At 73.5% G+C, this 16,635-nt stretch carries 15 protein-coding genes; 7 read left to right on the top strand and 8 right to left on the bottom strand.

Annotated elements, in window-relative coordinates; translation table 11 throughout:
• Positions 1–5: 5 nt before the first annotated feature.
• Together miaA and miaB are read right to left on the bottom strand one after the other, a co-directional pair.
• On the bottom strand, positions 6–923 hold the full coding sequence (gene miaA, locus M3148_RS12535) for a tRNA (adenosine(37)-N6)-dimethylallyltransferase MiaA (protein WP_440136951.1): 918 nt from the start codon (positions 921–923) through the stop codon (positions 6–8).
• A gap of 176 nt (positions 924–1,099) precedes the next feature.
• The gene (gene miaB / locus M3148_RS12530; RefSeq protein ID WP_251305039.1) at positions 1,100–2,620 is read right to left on the bottom strand and encodes a tRNA (N6-isopentenyl adenosine(37)-C2)-methylthiotransferase MiaB; all 1,521 of its coding nucleotides are present in this window, start codon (positions 2,618–2,620) and stop codon (positions 1,100–1,102) included.
• 114 nt (positions 2,621–2,734) lie between these two features.
• On the opposite strand from miaB, the gene M3148_RS12525 reads away from it, so the two are divergent.
• From M3148_RS12525 to M3148_RS12510, 4 genes are all read left to right on the top strand, one after another.
• A complete protein-coding gene (locus M3148_RS12525) occupies positions 2,735–3,487 on the top strand; it encodes an amino acid ABC transporter ATP-binding protein (RefSeq protein ID WP_251305118.1) in 753 nt (250 codons plus the stop codon).
• 35 nt (positions 3,488–3,522) lie between these two features.
• Entirely contained in the window at positions 3,523–4,374 is an 852-nt protein-coding gene (locus tag M3148_RS12520) for a glutamate ABC transporter substrate-binding protein (RefSeq protein ID WP_251305038.1), read from the top strand.
• A 69-nt stretch (positions 4,375–4,443) separates the two neighbouring features.
• Positions 4,444–5,094 carry an amino acid ABC transporter permease gene (locus M3148_RS12515; protein ID WP_251305037.1) on the top strand — a complete coding sequence of 217 codons (651 nt, stop codon included), beginning with the start codon at positions 4,444–4,446 and terminating at the stop codon, positions 5,092–5,094.
• Positions 5,091–5,954: an amino acid ABC transporter permease gene (locus M3148_RS12510; protein WP_251305036.1), complete on the top strand. Its 864-nt coding sequence runs from the start codon at positions 5,091–5,093 to the stop codon at positions 5,952–5,954. Before M3148_RS12515 ends, M3148_RS12510 begins: the two co-directional genes overlap by 4 nt.
• A 38-nt stretch (positions 5,955–5,992) precedes the next feature.
• On the opposite strand, the gene M3148_RS12505 is transcribed toward M3148_RS12510, so the two are convergent.
• The 3 genes from M3148_RS12505 to M3148_RS12495 all read right to left on the bottom strand — a co-directional run bounded on the left by M3148_RS12505 (position 5,993) and on the right by M3148_RS12495 (position 8,066).
• The gene (locus M3148_RS12505) at positions 5,993–6,466 is read right to left on the bottom strand and encodes a regulatory protein RecX (protein WP_440136949.1); all 474 of its coding nucleotides are present in this window, start codon (positions 6,464–6,466) and stop codon (positions 5,993–5,995) included.
• A gap of 104 nt (positions 6,467–6,570) precedes the next feature.
• On the bottom strand, positions 6,571–7,611 hold the full coding sequence (gene recA, locus M3148_RS12500; protein WP_251305035.1) for a recombinase RecA: 1,041 nt from the start codon (positions 7,609–7,611) through the stop codon (positions 6,571–6,573).
• A gap of 224 nt (positions 7,612–7,835) precedes the next feature.
• Complete coding sequence (locus tag M3148_RS12495) at positions 7,836–8,066, bottom strand: DUF3046 domain-containing protein (protein WP_251305034.1); 231 nt, start codon at positions 8,064–8,066, stop codon at positions 7,836–7,838.
• 87 nt (positions 8,067–8,153) lie between these two features.
• Here M3148_RS12495 and M3148_RS12490 point away from each other — a divergent pair, with 87 nt between their 5' ends.
• Together M3148_RS12490 and M3148_RS12485 are read left to right on the top strand one after the other, a co-directional pair.
• Positions 8,154–12,872 (top strand): DEAD/DEAH box helicase, encoded by a 4,719-nt coding sequence (locus M3148_RS12490; RefSeq protein ID WP_251305033.1) that lies wholly within the window; start codon positions 8,154–8,156, stop codon positions 12,870–12,872.
• Positions 12,859–13,638, top strand: a complete 780-nt coding sequence (locus M3148_RS12485) for a DNA-formamidopyrimidine glycosylase family protein (RefSeq protein WP_251305032.1) — start codon at positions 12,859–12,861, stop codon at positions 13,636–13,638. Before M3148_RS12490 ends, M3148_RS12485 begins: the two co-directional genes overlap by 14 nt.
• A gap of 65 nt (positions 13,639–13,703) precedes the next feature.
• On the opposite strand, the gene M3148_RS12480 is transcribed toward M3148_RS12485, so the two are convergent.
• The 3 genes from M3148_RS12480 to pgsA form a co-directional block, all read right to left on the bottom strand.
• Positions 13,704–14,012 (bottom strand): helix-turn-helix domain-containing protein, encoded by a 309-nt coding sequence (locus M3148_RS12480; RefSeq protein WP_110852306.1) that lies wholly within the window; start codon positions 14,010–14,012, stop codon positions 13,704–13,706.
• Positions 14,013–14,161: 149 nt separating this feature from the next.
• On the bottom strand, positions 14,162–14,653 hold the full coding sequence (locus tag M3148_RS12475; protein WP_251305031.1) for a CinA family protein: 492 nt from the start codon (positions 14,651–14,653) through the stop codon (positions 14,162–14,164).
• The gene (gene pgsA, locus M3148_RS12470; RefSeq protein WP_251305030.1) at positions 14,650–15,249 is read right to left on the bottom strand and encodes a CDP-diacylglycerol--glycerol-3-phosphate 3-phosphatidyltransferase; all 600 of its coding nucleotides are present in this window, start codon (positions 15,247–15,249) and stop codon (positions 14,650–14,652) included. The genes M3148_RS12475 and pgsA overlap by 4 nt, the downstream gene beginning before the upstream one ends.
• A gap of 61 nt (positions 15,250–15,310) precedes the next feature.
• Here pgsA and M3148_RS12465 point away from each other — a divergent pair, with 61 nt between their 5' ends.
• Complete coding sequence (locus M3148_RS12465) at positions 15,311–16,618, top strand: CapA family protein (protein WP_251305029.1); 1,308 nt, start codon at positions 15,311–15,313, stop codon at positions 16,616–16,618.
• Positions 16,619–16,635: the final 17 nt, after the last annotated feature.

Genomic DNA, 16,635 nt, shown 5'->3' with positions numbered 1-16,635 from the left:
CGAGCCTACGGGAGGAGGGCGGCGACCCGCTCCGCCAGGTCCGGCGACGGCGGGAGCCAGTGGACGCGCGGGTCGCGGCGGAACCACTGCTGCTGCCGGCGGGCGAGCTGGCGGGTGGCGATCGAGATGGCCTCGTGCGCGTCGGCGACGCTGAGCCGGCCCTCGAGGACGGCGACCGCCTGGGCGTAGCCGACGGCACGCGACGCGGTCCGGCCCTGGCCGAGCCCTGCGCCGAGGAGCTCGCGGGTCTCCTCGAGGAGGCCGCCGTCGAGCATCGCCCGGGCGCGCGCGGAGATGCGGGTGAGGAGCTCCTCGCGCGGGACGTCGATGGCCACCTGGACGGCAGGCAGGTGGTAGCGGTGCTCGGGCATCGTCGCGGAGTAGGGCCGGCCGGTCAGCTCGATGACCTCCAGGGCGCGCACGATGCGCCGGGTGTTGGCCGGCGGGATCCGCTCGGCGGCCGTGGGGTCGCGCTCGGCCAGCTCCCGGTACAGCATCCCGGGGCCCTCCTCCTCGGCGCGGGCCTCGAGGCGGCCGCGCACCTCGGGGTCGGTGCCGGGGAACTCGAGCTCGTCGAGGACCGCGCGCACGTAGAGGCCGGAGCCGCCGACGAGGACCCCGCGGCGCCCACGGCCGGCGACGACGGCGAGGTCGGCGCGCGCCTCGCGCTGGTAGGCCGCGACGTTCGCCTCCTCGGTGACGTCCAGGACGTCGAGCTGGTGGTGGACGACGCCGCGGCGCTCGGCGAGGGCGAGCTTGGCGGTGCCGACGTCCATGCCCCGGTAGAGCTGCATCGCGTCCGCGTTGACCACCTCGGCGGCAGCGGGGCCACCGAGGAGCTCGACGACGTCGAGCGCGAGGTCGGACTTGCCCGTCGCGGTGGACCCGACGACGGCGAGGACGGGAGGGCGCACGGCGCCCACGCTACGCGCCACCGCCCCCCTCACGCCGACAGCCGGATTCCTCCGCCGCCGATGCCGCCGAGAAGTCCGGCTCTCCGCACGGGAGAGGACCCCGGCCATCGCGGCGCGGCCGAGGAATCCGGCTGTCGGCGAGGGGGGCGGGGTGTCAGGGTGCGGGGGAGCCGGGGACGGTGGCGTCAGCGGGTGCGCAGGGTCGGCATGCCGAGCGTGACGGCACCACCCGCGGCCGGGGCGGCCCCGCCGCCGTGGTCGTGGTCGCCGCGCTGGGCTCGCTCCCACGCGTCACCGGCGCGCGTGCGGCGCAGGGCGTAGGTGCCGCCGAGCGCCGGGGAGTCGGCGACGAGGTGGTGCGGCGCGCCGTGGGTGACGGTCGCGGTGACCATGTCGCCGGGACGCGGGAGGTCGGTGACGCCGTCGGGAAGCGCGACGTGGACGAGCCGGTTGTCGGCGGCGCGGCCGCTGATCCGGGCCGTCGCGCCGTCCTTGCGGCCGCCGCCGTCGGCGACGAGCACCTCGACGGTGCGCCCGACCTGCCGCTCGTTCTCCTCGGTCCCGATGCGCTCCTGCAGGGCGACGAGGCGCTGGTAACGCTCGGCGACGACGTCGGCCGGGACCTGCTCGGGCAGGTCGGCGGCGGGGGTGCCGGGGCGCGGGGAGTACTGGAAGGTGAAGGCGCTGGCGAAGCGGGAGGCCTCCACGACGTCGAGCGTGGCCTGGAAGTCTTCCTCCGTCTCCCCCGGGAACCCGACGATGATGTCGGTGCTGATCGCAGCGTCGGGGATGGCGGCGCGGACGCGGTCGAGGATGCCGAGGAACTTCGCCGAGCGGTAGGAGCGGCGCATGGCGCGCAGGATGCGGTCCGAGCCAGACTGCAGCGGCATGTGCAGCTGCGGCATGACGGTGGGCGTCTGCGCCATCGCCTCGATGACGTCGTCGGTGAAGGCGGCGGGGTGCGGGGAGGTGAAGCGCACCCGCTCCAGGCCCTCGACCTGCCCGCAGGCGCGCAGCAGCTTGGCAAAGGCGCCGCGGTCCCCGAAGCCCACCCCGTAGGAGTTGACGTTCTGCCCGAGCAGGGTGACCTCGATGGCGCCCTGCGCGACGACGGCCTCGACCTCGGCGAGCACGTCGCCCGGGCGACGGTCGCGCTCCTTGCCGCGCAGGTGCGGCACGATGCAGAAGGTGCACGTGTTGTTGCATCCGACCGAGATCGAGACCCAGGCGGCGTAGGCGGACTCGCGCTTGGTGGGCAGCGTCGAGGGGAAGACCTTGAGCGACTCCTCGATCTCCACCTGCGCCTCGGCGTTGTGCCGGGCGCGCTCGAGGAGGGTGGGCAGGACGTCGAGGTTGTGGGTGCCGAAGACGACGTCCACCCACGGGGCCTTGTCGACGATCCCGTCGCGCATCTGCTGGGCGAGGCAGCCGCCGACGGCGATCTGCATGCCGGGCCGGGAGCGCTTGACCGACGCGAGCTGGCCGAGGTTGCCGAAGAGGCGGCTGGCCGCGTTCTCGCGGACGGAGCACGTGTTGATGACGACGACGTCCGCACCGGTGCCGAGCGCCTCACCGGCGCCCGCCTCCGCGGGCACGTACCCGGCACCCTCGAGCATGCCGGCGAGGCGCTCGGAGTCGTGGACGTTCATCTGGCAGCCCATGGTGCGCACGACGTAGGTGCGGGGCGCGCTCGCGGTGGCAGTCATCGTCGGCCAAGTGTAGTTGCGCCGCGCCGTGTCCCGACCGTGACCTCGATTTACATGACCGTCATCACAAGTGTGGTTAGGTTTGCCACTATGACTCAGCCGGGCACGGACTCCATGCCGCCTCCGACCACCGAGCCGCTTGTCGAGATGCGCGGGGTCAACAAGTACTTCGGCGAGCTCCACGTGCTCAAGGACATCGACCTCACCGTCCACCGCGGCGAGGTGGTCGTCGTCATCGGCCCCTCGGGATCGGGCAAGTCCACGCTGTGCCGCACGGTCAACCGCCTGGAGACGATCAGCTCCGGCGAGATCGTCGTCGACGGCACCCCGCTGCCCGAGGAGGGCAAGGCGCTGGCCCGGCTGCGCGCCGACGTCGGGATGGTCTTCCAGTCCTTCAACCTCTTCGCGCACAAGACGGTCCTCGACAACGTCACCCTCGGGCCGATCAAGGTCAAGGGCCTGAGGACGAAGGAGGCCAAGGACCTCGCGATGGACCTCCTCGAGCGGGTGGGGGTCGCCAACCAGGCGGGCAAGCTCCCCGCCCAGCTCTCGGGCGGCCAGCAGCAGCGCGTGGCGATTGCCCGGTCGCTGGCCATGCAGCCCAAGGTCATGCTCTTCGACGAGCCGACCTCGGCCCTGGACCCCGAGATGATCAACGAGGTCCTCGACGTCATGACCTCCCTCGCGCGGGACGGCATGACGATGGTCGTCGTCACCCACGAGATGGGCTTCGCCCGCAAGGCCGGCGACCGCGTCGTCTTCATGGACGCGGGCGAGATCGTCGAGGAGAAGACCCCCGAGGAGTTCTTCACCCACGCCGAGACGGAGCGTGCCAAGGACTTCCTGGGCAAGATCCTCACCCACTGACCCTCCGCACTGTCCGCACTTCGAAGGAGAACAGCATGCAGAAGACCCGAGTGATCGCGATCGCAGCCGCAGCGCTGCTGGCGCTGACTGCCTGCGGAGACGACGGCGGGAACGGGAACGGCGAGAGCGCCGACCCGGCCGACTTCCCCGAGGGCAGCACCATGGCGCGGATCGTCGAGGAGGGGACGATCACGATCGGCACGAAGTTCGACCAGCCGCTCTTCGGCCTCCAGGGCCCCGACGGCGTCCCCGTCGGCTTCGACGTCGAGATCGGCCAGCTCATCGCCGACGAGCTCGGCGTGGAGGCGGAGTTCGTCGAGGCGCAGTCCGCCCAGCGCGAGACGCTCATCCAGAACGGGTCGGTCGACCTCGTCGTGGCGACCTACACGATCAACGACGAGCGCAAGGAGCTCATCGACTTCGCCGGCCCGTACTACGTCGCCGGCCAGTCGCTCATGGTGACGGCGGACAACACCGACATCAACGGCCCGGACGACCTCGCCGGCAAGACCGTGTGCTCGGCGGACGGCTCGACGCCGGCGCAGAACATCCGCGACAACTACCCCGACGCCGAGCTCGTCACCTACGGCGCCTACACCGACTGCCTCGACCCGCTGAGCAGCGGCCAGGTGGACGCGGTCACCACCGACAACGTCATCCTCGCCGGCTACGTCAACGAGCAGCCCGACGACTTCAAGCTCGTCGGCGACCAGTTCACCGAGGAGCCCTACGGCATCGGCCTGGCCAAGGACGACGACGACTTCCGGACCTTCGTCAACGACACCCTCGAGGCCGCCTACGAGGACGGCCGCTGGGCGGAGGCCTGGGAGAACACCGCCGGCGCGGTGCTCGACACGCCCGAGCCGCCGGCGGTCGACCGGTACTGAGCCGACACACTCCCGCGGTCCGGGGCGCTGCGGCGCCCCGGACCGCACCCACGCTGATCGGGAACCTTGATGAACGTCGTCCTCGACAACCTGCCGGCTTTCTGGAACGGCTTCCTCACCACCCTGTACATCGCCGCGGTCAGCGGTGTCATCTCGCTGGTGGCGGGAGTCCTGCTCGCCGCGATGCGCGTGTCCCCCCTCTCGACGCTGCGCTGGGTGTCCACCGTGTGGGTCGAGGTCATGCGCAACACACCGCTGACCCTGATCTTCATCTTCGTCGCCGGCGTGCTGCTGACAATGGACATCCTCATCCCGATCGGGCGTACCCAGGCGATCGTCGCCCTCTCCGTGTACACCTCGGCCTTCGTGTGCGAGGCCGTCCGCTCGGGCATCAACAGCGTGGGGATCGGGCAGGCTGAGGCCGCCCGGGCCATCGGCCTCACCGGCGGCCAGTCGCTGCAGCTCGTCGTGCTGCCGCAGGCGCTGCGCACCGTCGTGCCGCCGCTCATCAACGTCCTCATCGCCATGGTGAAGAACACCTCGATCGCCGCGGGCTTCGCCTCGCCGGAGCTCGTGTCCGCCGCCCGCACGGTGTCCCTGGCGAACCCCGGCAGCGCACTGTGGGTGTTCAGCGGTATCGCGGTCTTCTACCTGCTCATCACGGTGCCTGCCGGCACCCTTGCCAACCGGGTCGAGCGAAAGGTGGCATTCGCACGATGAGTGACGTCAGCACCGTCCTGTACGACGCCCCCGGCCCGGTCACCCGCCGGCGCCAGCGCCTGCTCTCCGCCCTCGCCGGGCTCGTCATCGCCGCGGTCCTCGCCTGGGGCCTGTACGCGATGTACCGCAACGACATCTTCAACGACCGCTGGCTCGTGCTCGTCGATCCGCCGCGCGGCCAGTCCGTCCAGAACGTGTGGTGGGACTCGCTGCTGTGGGGTGGGCTCGTCCAGGGCACGCTCAAGGCGGCAGCGCTCGCCATGCCGTTGGCCGGTGTGCTCGCGCTCGTCCTCGTCATCCTCCGCACCACGCCGCGCCGGGCGGTCCGCACCCCCGCCACCGGCCTCATCGAGCTCTTCCGCGGGCTGCCGGTTCTCGTCCTCATGATGTTCGGGTACTTCGTCTTCGGCTTCAGCCCGTTCGCCTCGGTGGTGTTCGGGCTGGTGATCTACAACGCCGCCATCGTCGCCGAGATCCTCCGCGCCGGACTGTCCTCCCTCGCCAAGGGCCAGGCAGAGGCAGGCCTGGCGATCGGCCTGTCGTGGTTCCAGAACTTCTTCATCATCATGCTCCCGCAGGCGGTGCGGGTCATGCTGCCGAGCCTCATCGCCCAGCTGGTGGTGCTGCTCAAGGACACGTCGATCGGCTTCATCATCGCCTACCACGAGCTGCTCCGGGCGTCCCAGCTCAACTACAACTTCTTCGGCAACGAGAGCCGGCTGCCGTTCTTCGTCGCGACGCTGGCGATCTACCTCACCCTGAACTTCACGCTCACCCGGGTGGCGATCGTCGTCGAGAGGCGTCTGCGCCAGCGGGGGCAGAAGGTCGTGAAGCCGGGGTCCAGGGTGGCGGTGCGCTGAGCCGCCCCCGCCCGGCACGCGGTGCCGACCTGGGGTTCCTACAGCGCGTCGAGGGGGTCGCCGTCCGTTTCCTCGCCGTCGGCGGCGAGTGCCTCGTCGACGGCGCGCATCGCCACACCGGGTGAGTAGCCCTTGCGGGCGAGCATCCCCGCGAGCCGGCGGCGGCGCTTGTCGTGGTCCAGGCCGCGGCTCGCGCGAGCCTTGCGGAGGGCGAGGTCCCGCGCGGCCGTGAGCTCGTCCTCGTCGTCGATCTGCTCGAGGGCTTGCTCGGCGACCTCGGGGCTCACGCCCTTGAGCCGCAGCTCGTGGGCCAGCGCCCGCCGGGCCAGGCCGCGCTCCCCGTGGCGGGTGCGCACGAGCATCTCGGCGTAGGCGGCGTCGTCGACGAGGCCGACCTCCTCGAAGCGGTCGAGGAGCTGCTCGGCGATCTCGCCGGGGACGTCCTTCGCGGCGAGCTTCTCCGCCAGCTGTGCGCGGCTGCGTGGTGCGGCCGCGAGCTGGCGCAGGAGGATCGCACGGGCGACCTCCTCACCGGGAGGTTCGACGTCCTCGGCGGCAGCGCCCGTGGTCGGAGGCTCCTGCGCGGGCCTCCGACCACCGGGACGGGACGAGAGGCTCAGAAGTCGACCTTCGCCTCGGCGTCGGTGTCCTCCGCCTTGACCCCGATACCGAGCTTGTCGAGGATCTTCTTCTCGATCTCCTCGGCGAGCTCGGGGTTGTCCTTGAGGAACCGGCGGGAGTTCTCCTTGCCCTGGCCGAGCTGGTCGCCCTCGTAGGTGAACCAGGCGCCGGACTTGCGCACGATGCCGTGCTCGACACCGAGGTCGATGAGGCCGCCCTCGCGCGAGATGCCCTGGCCGTAGACGATGTCGAACTCCGCCTGCTTGAAGGGCGGGGCCATCTTGTTCTTGACGATCTTGGCCCGCGTGCGGTTGCCCACCGGGACGGTGCCCTCCTTGAGGGTCTCGATCCGGCGGACGTCGATGCGGATGGAGGCGTAGAACTTCAGCGCCTTGCCACCGGTGGTGGTCTCCGGGGAGCCGAAGAACACGCCGATCTTCTCGCGCAGCTGGTTGATGAAGATCGCCGTGGTGCCCGAGGCGGACAGCGCACCGGTGATCTTGCGCAGCGCTTGGGACATGAGGCGGGCCTGGAGGCCGACGTGGGAGTCACCCATCTCGCCCTCGATCTCGGCCTTGGGCACGAGCGCCGCGACGGAGTCGATGACGACGATGTCCAGCGCGCCGGACCTGATGAGCATGTCCATGATCTCCAGCGCCTGCTCACCGGTGTCCGGCTGGGAGACGAGGAGGGCGTCGGTGTCGACGCCGAGCTTCTTCGCGTACTCGGGGTCCAGCGCGTGCTCGGCGTCGATGAACGCGGCGATCCCGCCGGCCCTCTGCGCGTTGGCCACGGCGTGGAGCGCGACGGTCGTCTTGCCCGAGGACTCCGGGCCGTAGATCTCGACGACGCGGCCGCGGGGCAGCCCGCCGATGCCGAGGGCGACGTCCAGGGCCACCGACCCGGTGGGGATGACGGCGACGGGCGGACGGGTGTCGTCCCCCAGCCGCATGATCGAGCCCTTGCCGAACTGGCGGTCGATCTGGCTGAGCGCGGCCTCCAGGGCCTTGCTGCGGTCTGCTACGGGAGCGGCCATGTGGGTCTCCTTGTGTCGTGGCCGGCGGGGCGCGGCCGTGCGGGACGGGGCTGGTCTGTCAGGGCCCGCCCTCTCCGGACGGCTACCTGTGGGGAGGCTATGTCCGACCACTGACATCCGGGACGTGGGCCCCACCGGCTGTGGAGTTCCGCGGCTCGTCCTTCCCTGGGGACAAGCGTAAACCGAACGGACGTTCGACCGCCCTCCGACACGCGCGCAGATATTCAGCGGCGCCGGGGGTCCAGGGTGCCGCGGTGGCGCCACCGCACGCGCTCGTCCAGCTCCATCTCCACGCACACCGCGTCCCACACCTCGCGCGGCGCCACCCCGTCCGCGAGCGCCTGCTCCGGCGTGCGGTTGCCCAGCGGCACGAGGACGAGCTCGGTGGCCAGGGTGCGACCGTAGGCCGGGCCGAAGGTCTCCTCCAGCGCCTGCCGGAACTCCGAGTGCTTCACCGCACCAGCGTGCCACGCCCGCGGCGCCCACCGCTCCCGCTGCGGCACCAACGCGTGCATGTCACACCTGCCCTGCACAATGACGGCATGGTGGACGACGCGCTGGCAGGGTTCTCCGCTCCCACGCGCGCGTGGTTCGCCGGAGCGTTCGCCGCGCCCACCGCCGCGCAGACGGGCGCGTGGGAGGCGGTGCGAGCCGGGGACCACGCCCTCGTCGTCGCGCCCACCGGGTCCGGCAAGACGCTGTCCGCCTTCCTCTGGTCGGTGGATCGGCTGCTCACCGGCGAGGACCCGGCGCCCGAGCGGCGTGCTCGGGTCCTGTACGTCTCCCCGCTCAAGGCGCTGGCCGCGGACGTCGAGCGCAACCTCCGCTCCCCGCTCGTCGGCATCACGCGGGCGGCGGCCGCTGTGGGCACACCGGTCCGGGACGTGACGGTCGGCGTCCGCACCGGTGACACCCCGCCCGCCGAGCGGCGCGCCCTGGCCACCCGGCCGCCCGACATCCTCATCACCACCCCCGAGTCCCTCTACCTCGTCCTCACCTCCGCCGCCCGTGAGGGGCTGCGCGGGGTGGAGACGGTCATCCTCGACGAGGTCCACGCCGTCGCCGGCACCAAGCGCGGCGCGCACCTGGCCGTCTCCCTCGAGCGGCTCGACGCCCTGCTCCCCCGCCCCGCCCAGCGGGTCGGTCTCTCGGCCACGGTCCGTCCCGTCGAGGCCGTCGCCCGCTTCCTCGGCGGCACGCGCACCCCGGAGGAGGGCGGGCGCCCCGTGCGCGTCGTGCGCCCGGACATCGCCAAGGAGCTCCAGGTCGACGTCGTCGTCCCCGTGCCGGACCTCTCGGACCTGCCCGAGGCCCCCGGCCGCGAGTCCGCGTCCGGGGAGGACCTGTCCGGCAGCGCCGCGGGCCGGCTGCCCACCCAGCACCGCGCCTCCATCTGGCCGCACGTGGAGGAGCGGCTCGTCGACCTCATCGCCTCCCACCGCTCGACCATCGTCTTCGCCAACTCCCGCCGCGGCGCCGAGCGGCTCGCGGCGCGGGTCAACGAGGTCTGGGCCGAGCGCAACCGACCCGCCGACGACGCCGCTGCCCCACCGCCGTCGTCGTCCTCGCCCGGCTCGGGCTGGGCGGCCCAGGTGCCCGGCCAGTCCGGGACCGCCTCACCGGCCGCCGACGGCGAGCTCGCCCGCGCCCACCACGGCTCGATGAGCCGCGAGGAGCGGACCCGGATCGAGTCGGCGCTCAAGTCGGGAACCCTGCCGGCGGTCATCGCCACCTCCACCCTGGAGCTGGGCATCGACATGGGCGCCGTCGACCTCGTCGTCCAGGTCGGGTCCCCGCCGTCGGTCGCCTCGGCGCTGCAGCGCATCGGACGCGCCGGTCACCAGGTCGGGGCGCTGTCCCGCGGGGTCGTCCTGCCCACCCACCGCGGGGACCTCCTCGCCGCCTCCGTCACCTCCGTGCGCGCGCAGGAGGGGGCCATCGAGTCGCTCCAGGTGGTGGCCAACCCGCTCGACGTCCTCGCCCAGCAGATCGTCGCGATGCTCGCCGTCGAGGACTGGTCGGTGGACGAGCTCGCCGTGCTCATCCGGCGCAGCGCCCCCTTCGAGTCCCTGGGTGACGCCTCCCTCCACGCCGTCCTCGACATGCTCTCCGGCCGCTACCCCAGCGAGGACTTCGCCGAGCTGCGCCCCCGTCTCGTGTGGGACCGCGCCGCCGGCACCCTCTCCGCGCGGCCCGGCGCGGTCCGCCTGGCGACGACGAGCGGCGGCACCATCCCCGACCGCGGCCTCTACGGCGTCTTCCTCGCCGCCTCCGTGAGCGCCGACGGCGGCGACGGCGTCACCTCCGCCGGGCGCGGCGGGCGCCGGGTGGGCGAGCTCGACGAGGAGATGGTCTTCGAGTCACGGGTGGGGGACACCTTCACCCTCGGCTCGAGCACGTGGCGCATCGAGGACATCACCCCCGACCGCGTTCTCGTCTCCCCGGCACCGGGGCAGCCCGGACGCCTGCCCTTCTGGAAGGGCGACTCCCCCGGCCGCCCCGTCGAGCTCGGCCGGGCGCTGGGCGCCTTCGTCCGCACCACTGCGGCCCTGCCGCTCGAGCGGGCCCACGAGCGCCTCGCGGAGCACGGGCTGGACGAGTGGGCCCGGGACAACCTCCTCGGCTACCTCCACGAGCAGCGCGAGCACGCGCACCTCAGCGACGACCGCACGATCGTGCTCGAGCGCTTCCGCGACGAGCTCGGAGACTGGCGGCTGGTCATCCACTCCCCCTTCGGCTCCCGGGTCCACACGCCGTGGGCCCTGGTCCTGGCCGCCCGGCTGCGTGAGCAGCTCGGCATGGACGTCGCCGCAATGCCCGCGGACGACGGCATCGTCATGCGGCTGCCCGACATCGGTTCCGAGGGCGGTGAGCTGCCCGTCAGCGCCGAGGACCTCCTCCTCGACCCCGACGAGCTCACCGGGCAGGTCGTCGACGCGCTGGCCGGCTCCGCGCACTTCGCCTCACGCTTCCGTGAGGCCGCCGCACGGGCGCTGCTGCTGCCGCGCCGCCGTCCCGACCGCCGCCAGCCGCTGTGGCAGCAACGGCACCGGGCGGCGCAGCTCCTCGGTGTGGCCGTCGACCACCCCGACTTCCCCATCGTCCTCGAGGCCGTCCGCGAGTGCCTCCAGGACGACTTCGACACCCCCGCCCTCGCCGAGCTCATGGGGCAGGTTGCCCGCCGCGAGCTGCGCGTGGTCGAGGTCGCCACGCCCACGCCGTCGCCGTTCGCGCGCAGCCTCCTCATGGGCTACGTCGGCCAGTTCCTCTACGACGGCGACGCCCCCGCGGCCGAGCGCCGCGCTGCCGCCCTCACCCTGGACCCGCGCCTCCTCGCCGAGCTCATCGGTCCGGGCGCCACCGAGCTTGCCGACCTCCTCGACGCCACCGCCCTGGCCGAGATCGAGGCCGAGGTCGCCCTGCGCCGCTACCCCGCGCAGGACGTCGAGGCGGTCGCCGACCTCGTCCGCCGCCTGGGGCCCGTGACGACGGCGGAGCTCGCCACCCGCTGTGACCCGCCCACCGCGGCCGAGGGCTGGCTCGAGGAGCTGGAGGCGGCACGGCGCGTCATCCGGGTCACCGTCGCCGGCGGCACCCGCTGGGCGGTGCTCGAGGACGCCGGCCGGCTGCGTGACGCCCTCGGTGTCGCCCTGCCCGTCGGGCTCCCCGAGGAGGTCCTCGAGCCGGTGGCCGACCCGCTCGGTGACCTCGTGCGCCGCTACGCCCGTACCCACGGCCCCTTCCGGGCCGACGAGGCCGCCGCGTACCTGGGCCTGGGCACCGCGGCGCTGGCGCCGGTGCTGCGGCGGCTCACCGCGGCGGCCGCGCTCGTCACCGGGCGGCTGCGCCCCGGCTCGGAGTCGGCCGACGAGTACTGCGACTCCGAGGTCCTGCGACGGGTGCGCCGGCGCAGCCTGGCCGTGCTCCGCAGCGAGGTCGAGGCCGTGCCCGCGGCCACGCTGGGCGCCTTCCTGCCGCGGTGGCAGCAGGTGGGCAGGGCCGGCTCCGGCACGGCGGCGCTGAGCTCGGTCGTCGACCAGCTCGCCGGTGCCCGGGTGCCCGCCTCGGCCCTGGAGTCCCTCGTCCTGCCCGCCCGTGTGAGCGGGTACCGCACCGCCCTGCTCGACGAGCTCACCACCGCCGGTGAGGCCGTGTGGTGCGGCGCCGGCGCGCTGCCGGGCGTGGACGGCTACCTCGTCCTCGCCCCCGCCGACAGCCCCGAGCTCCTGCCCCCGCCGCAGGAGGTCGCCGACGACCCGCTCCAGCGGGCCATCCTCGAGGCGCTGGCCGGGGGTGGGCAGTTCTTCCGCGACCTCCTCGCCGCGTGCCGGGTGGAGGACATCCTCGTGAGCACCGAGCGGGTGCTCGACGCGCTGTGGGAGCTCGCGTGGGGCGGGCACGTCACCAACGACTCCCTCGGCCCCGTGCGCGCGCGGCTCTCCGGTGGCCGTCCGGCCCACCACTCGGCACGGCGGCCGCCGCGGGCGGGCGGTGCGCTGTCCCGCCGTCGCTCGCTCATGGCGGCGGCCGGCACCCGTCCGGGCAACCCGCAGCCCCCTGCGGCGGCCGGGCGCTGGTCACTGGTGCCGCGCGACGGGGACACCGCCACGGCGGTCCTGGCGCAGGTGGCCGCCCTCCTCGAGCGTCACGGTGTCCTCACCCGCGGCGCCGCCGGCCTCGAGGACCTCCCCGGTGGCTTCGGCACCGCCTACCCCGTCCTCACCCGGCTCGAGGACGCCGGCAAGGTCCGTCGCGGCTACCTTGTCGAGGGGCTCGGAGCCGCGCAGTTCGCCCTGCCCGAGTGCGTCGACCTCCTGCGCGACGCCGTCCGGCGCGAGGATGCCACCGCCCTCCTCCTCGCCGCGACGGACCCGGCCAACCCCTACGGCGCCGCTCTGCCCTGGCCCGGTGCGGTCACCGAGGGCGCGCGCCCCCGCCGGGCGGCGGGGGCCGTCGTCGTCCTCGTCGGCGGGGAGCTGTGCCTGTACGTCGAGCGGGGCGGCCGCACGCTGCTCTCTTTCACCACCGACGCCGCCCGGCTGACCGCTGCGGCGCAGGAGCTCGCCGCCACGGCGGAGCGCGGGACGCTCGGCCGCGTCACCCTGCAACGCGTGGACGGCGAGCCGGCGCTCGGCGCCGGCGGACCGGCGCGTGAGGCCCTCGAGGCCGCCGGCTTCTTCGCCACCCCGCGCGGGCTGCGACTGCGGGAGGACGGGCCGACACGCCGGGCGGCGGAGGGAGCCACCCGTGCCCGAGGGTGACATCGTCCTACGTGTGGCCCGCCGGATGGATGCCGCGTTGGCGGGACAGCGGCTCGTCCGCGGCGAGCTGCGCTGGGGACGGCTGGGCGACACCGACCTCGCGGGCGCCGTCGTCCTCGGCAACCACCCGGTGGGCAAGCACCTGCTCACCCGCCTCGACGACGGCCGCACCTTGCACACCCACCTGCGCATGGACGGCAGCTGGTGGATCACCCGCGCCGGTGAGGAGCGCGGCGCCGACCGTGCCCACCGGGTGCGGGCCGTGCTCGGCACCGAGCGGTGGACGTGCATCGGACGACTGCTCGGCATGGTCGACCTCGTCCGCACCCGCGACGAGCACCTCGTCGTCGGGCACCTGGGACCCGACCTCCTCGCCGACGACGTCGACCTCGAGGAGTGCGGCGAGCGGGTCCGGGCCCAGGGCGATCGCCCCATCGGCGCCGTCCTGCTCGACCAGACCGTCGTCGCCGGCATCGGAACCCTCTACCTCGCCGAGTCCCTCTGGGCCCACCGCGTCCACCCGCTGCGGCCCGCGCGGGAGGTCACCGAGCCGGTGTGTGCCACGGCGCGTCACCTCATGCTGCGCTCGGCCGACTCCCCGCTGCCCACGGCCACAGGGGAGACCGGACCCGGGCGGGGCAAGCACGTCCATGGCCGGCGCGGACGCCCGTGCCGACGCTGCGGCACGCCGATCGCCGAGCTCCAGGTCGGCCCGCCGGGCAAGGAGCGGCCCGGGTTCTACTGCCCGCACTGCCAGCCCGCGTAGCCGCGAACGACCACGCCCCCGGCGGTTCGAGAACCGGCGGGGGCGTGGGTGAGGCTGCGGGCGTGTCAGGCGACGCCGGCGAGCTCCTCACGGAGGGAGGAGACGAGCTCCTCGGGCACGGTGTCGGGGACGTGGACGCCCTCGGCGACTGCGATGCGGTCACTGACCTTGCGCAGGACGAAGGACATCGGGATGTTGAGAGCAGTACAGATGGAGGCGAGCAGCTCGGAGGACGCCTCCTTCTGCCCGCGTTCCACCTCGCTGAGGTAGCCGAGGGAGACACGAGCCGCGGAGGAGACCTCACGCAGCGTCCGGCCCTGGTGCTGACGCACCGTCCGGAGAACATCACCGATCTCACGTCGTAGGACGATCACCGGGGCCACCTCCTGTCGCTCGCCGAAAGTCGTCTTACCGTACCCTGACGCGGGCGAGGGCGCGGGTCGGGTGGGTCGCCGTCCCACAGGGCGGCGTGTCGGTCGCACCGCGGTGCGGCCCGGAGCACTGTTCGTCGTCATCACTGTGGTCAACGGGCACCCCCCGCAGTTTGTTCCCGGTCCTCCAGCAGCCCGAGGAGGACGGCGAGCCCGGCGCCGACGGCCGCGCGGCGCACGAGCGGCCGGGTGCCTGCGACAGCGAGGCGACGCGCCCGGACGGTGCCCGCGAGGCTGGCGGCGACGAACACGGTGCCCGCGGCGGCGCCGTCGGACGGGCCGGGCCCGGCCACGCCCGTGGTGCCGATCCCGCAGTCCGCGCCGAGGAGTCGGGCAGCACCCAGGGCGAGCTGCCGGGCGACCTCCGCCTGGACCGGCCCGCCGTCGTCCAGGACCGCTTGCTCGACACCGAGGACCTGCGCCTTGAGGCTCGTCGCGTAGGTGACCACCCCGCCGAGGACCGCCAGCGACGCGCCCGGGACGTCGACGAGCGCAGCGCTGACGAGCCCACCGGTGAGCGACTCCCCCGTCGCCACGGTGAGACCCGCGCGTCGCAGCCGCTCGACGACGGCGGCGGCGGTCACCGGCGCTCGACGGCCGGCGTCTGGGCGATCCGCACGGCCCGCACGACGTAGTCCAGGCCCGTGACCACCGTGACGACGACGGCAATGAGCATGACCCACCACGCGCACACGAGCAGGACGTCGGCCGCCGCCCGCGGCAGCAGGGACTCCCACGGGATGAGGTAGGCGGTGATGAAGACGATCTGCAGGACGGTCTTGAGCTTGCCACCGTTGGAGGCGGCCATGACGGCGCGGCGCACCATGGCGAAGCGCAGCGCGGTGATGCCGAGCTCGCGGACGATGATGACGACAGGCACCCACCACGGGATGGTCCCCTCGGCCCACAGCAGCAGGAGCGCCGCGATGACGAGGGCCTTGTCGGCGATCGGGTCGGCGATCTTGCCGAAGTTCGTCACCAGCCCGCGGCTGCGGGCGATGTGACCGTCCAGCTTGTCGGTGGCCGCGGCGGCGAGGAAGACGACGGTGGCTGCGACCCGCGAGGCGGTGGAGTCGCCGAGCATGAGGACGGCGAAGACGGGCACGAGTGCCACGCGCACCATCGTCAGCACGTTCGCCAGGTTCCACAGCGGGACGTGCGGGGAGCTCTCCGTCGACATGGGGTCCAGGGTACGGGCCACCGGGACGAGGTACCCGCCACCGCGCAGTACTCTCGGCGCCATGGGACGCCACGCCCTCCCCGCCCGCCCACGGACCGCGCCCTGGGCGGCGCTCGGCGTCGTCCTCCTCGTGACCCTCCTCGCCGCCGTCGCGCTCTGGCGGCCCTGGCAGGAGCGCCCGACCGCCGCTCCGTCCCCGACGGCGACGGCGACGGCGACCAGTGGACAGACCGCCACACCGGTGCAGACGCCGAGCCCGACGCCCGAGCCGCGTCCCGACGCGCGCTTCACCATCCTCGGCGGCGGCGACGTGCTGCCCCACACGACGGTCATCGAGACGGCGCGGACCGGCGACGGCTACGACTTCGTCCCCATGCTCGAGGCGACCGCGGAGTACACCCGCGGAGCGGACCTCTCGCTGTGCAACGCGGAGGTCCCCATCGCGCCGTCGGGCACCGAGCCGAGCGGGTACCCGATGTTCGGCGCCCCCGAGGAGCTGGCCGCGGACCTCGTCCGCCTCGGCTGGGACGGCTGCTCGACCGGCACCAACCACAGCCTCGACCGCGGGCTGGACGGCCTCACCCACACCCTCGACGTGTTCGACGACGCGGGCCTGGGTCACGTGGGCACTGCCCGCAGCCAGGCGGAGGCGGACAGCGCGCAGTGGTACGAGCTGGAGCGCGAGGGGCAGACCATCCGGGTGGCGCAGCTCGGCGCGACCTACGGCACCAACGGCATCCCGGTGCCCGCGGACAGCCCGTGGGCGGTGGAGCTCATCGACGCCGACCGGCTCGTGCGGATGGCGACGGAGGCGCGGGAGGACGGGGCGGACCTCGTCGTCGCGAGCATCCACTGCTGCAGCGAGTACAGCGGGGCGGTGCACCCTGACCAGGCGAGCCTCGCCGAGACCCTCGCCGACTCGGGCCAGGTCGATCTCCTCCTCGGTCACCACGCGCACGTCCCCCAGCCCATCGACCGGCTGCCGGGTGGACCCGACGGCCAGGGAATGTGGGTGGCCTACGGGCTGGGCAACTTCATCTCCAACCAGGACGAGCTGTGCTGCGTGCCGCAGACGGCCACCGGCCTGCTCGCCCTCGCACACGTCGTCAAGCCCGACGGTGAGCCGGCCCGGGTGGAGTCGGTGGAGTGGACGGCGGTCACGGTCGACCGCGTCGGCGACCAGCGGCTGCACGTCCTGTCCGACCTCGTCGCAGGAGAGCGCCCGGATGGCCTGGCCCTCTCCGAGCAGCAGATCACCAGCCGCTACCAGCAGGTCCTCGACATCGTCGGCGACGTCGCCTCCGAGCGCACCGAGCCCCCCGAGCCGACCGGCCCCCCGCCGAAGGTCATCCCCCGTCCCACCGACTGACTCGCTGGTCCCGCCCC

The organism is Georgenia satyanarayanai (assembly GCF_023715365.1).
Lineage (GTDB): Bacteria > Actinomycetota > Actinomycetes > Actinomycetales > Actinomycetaceae > Oceanitalea > Oceanitalea satyanarayanai_B.
Note: the sequence above shows the minus strand (reverse complement) of the source record. Positions and strands in the feature narration are given on the sequence as shown.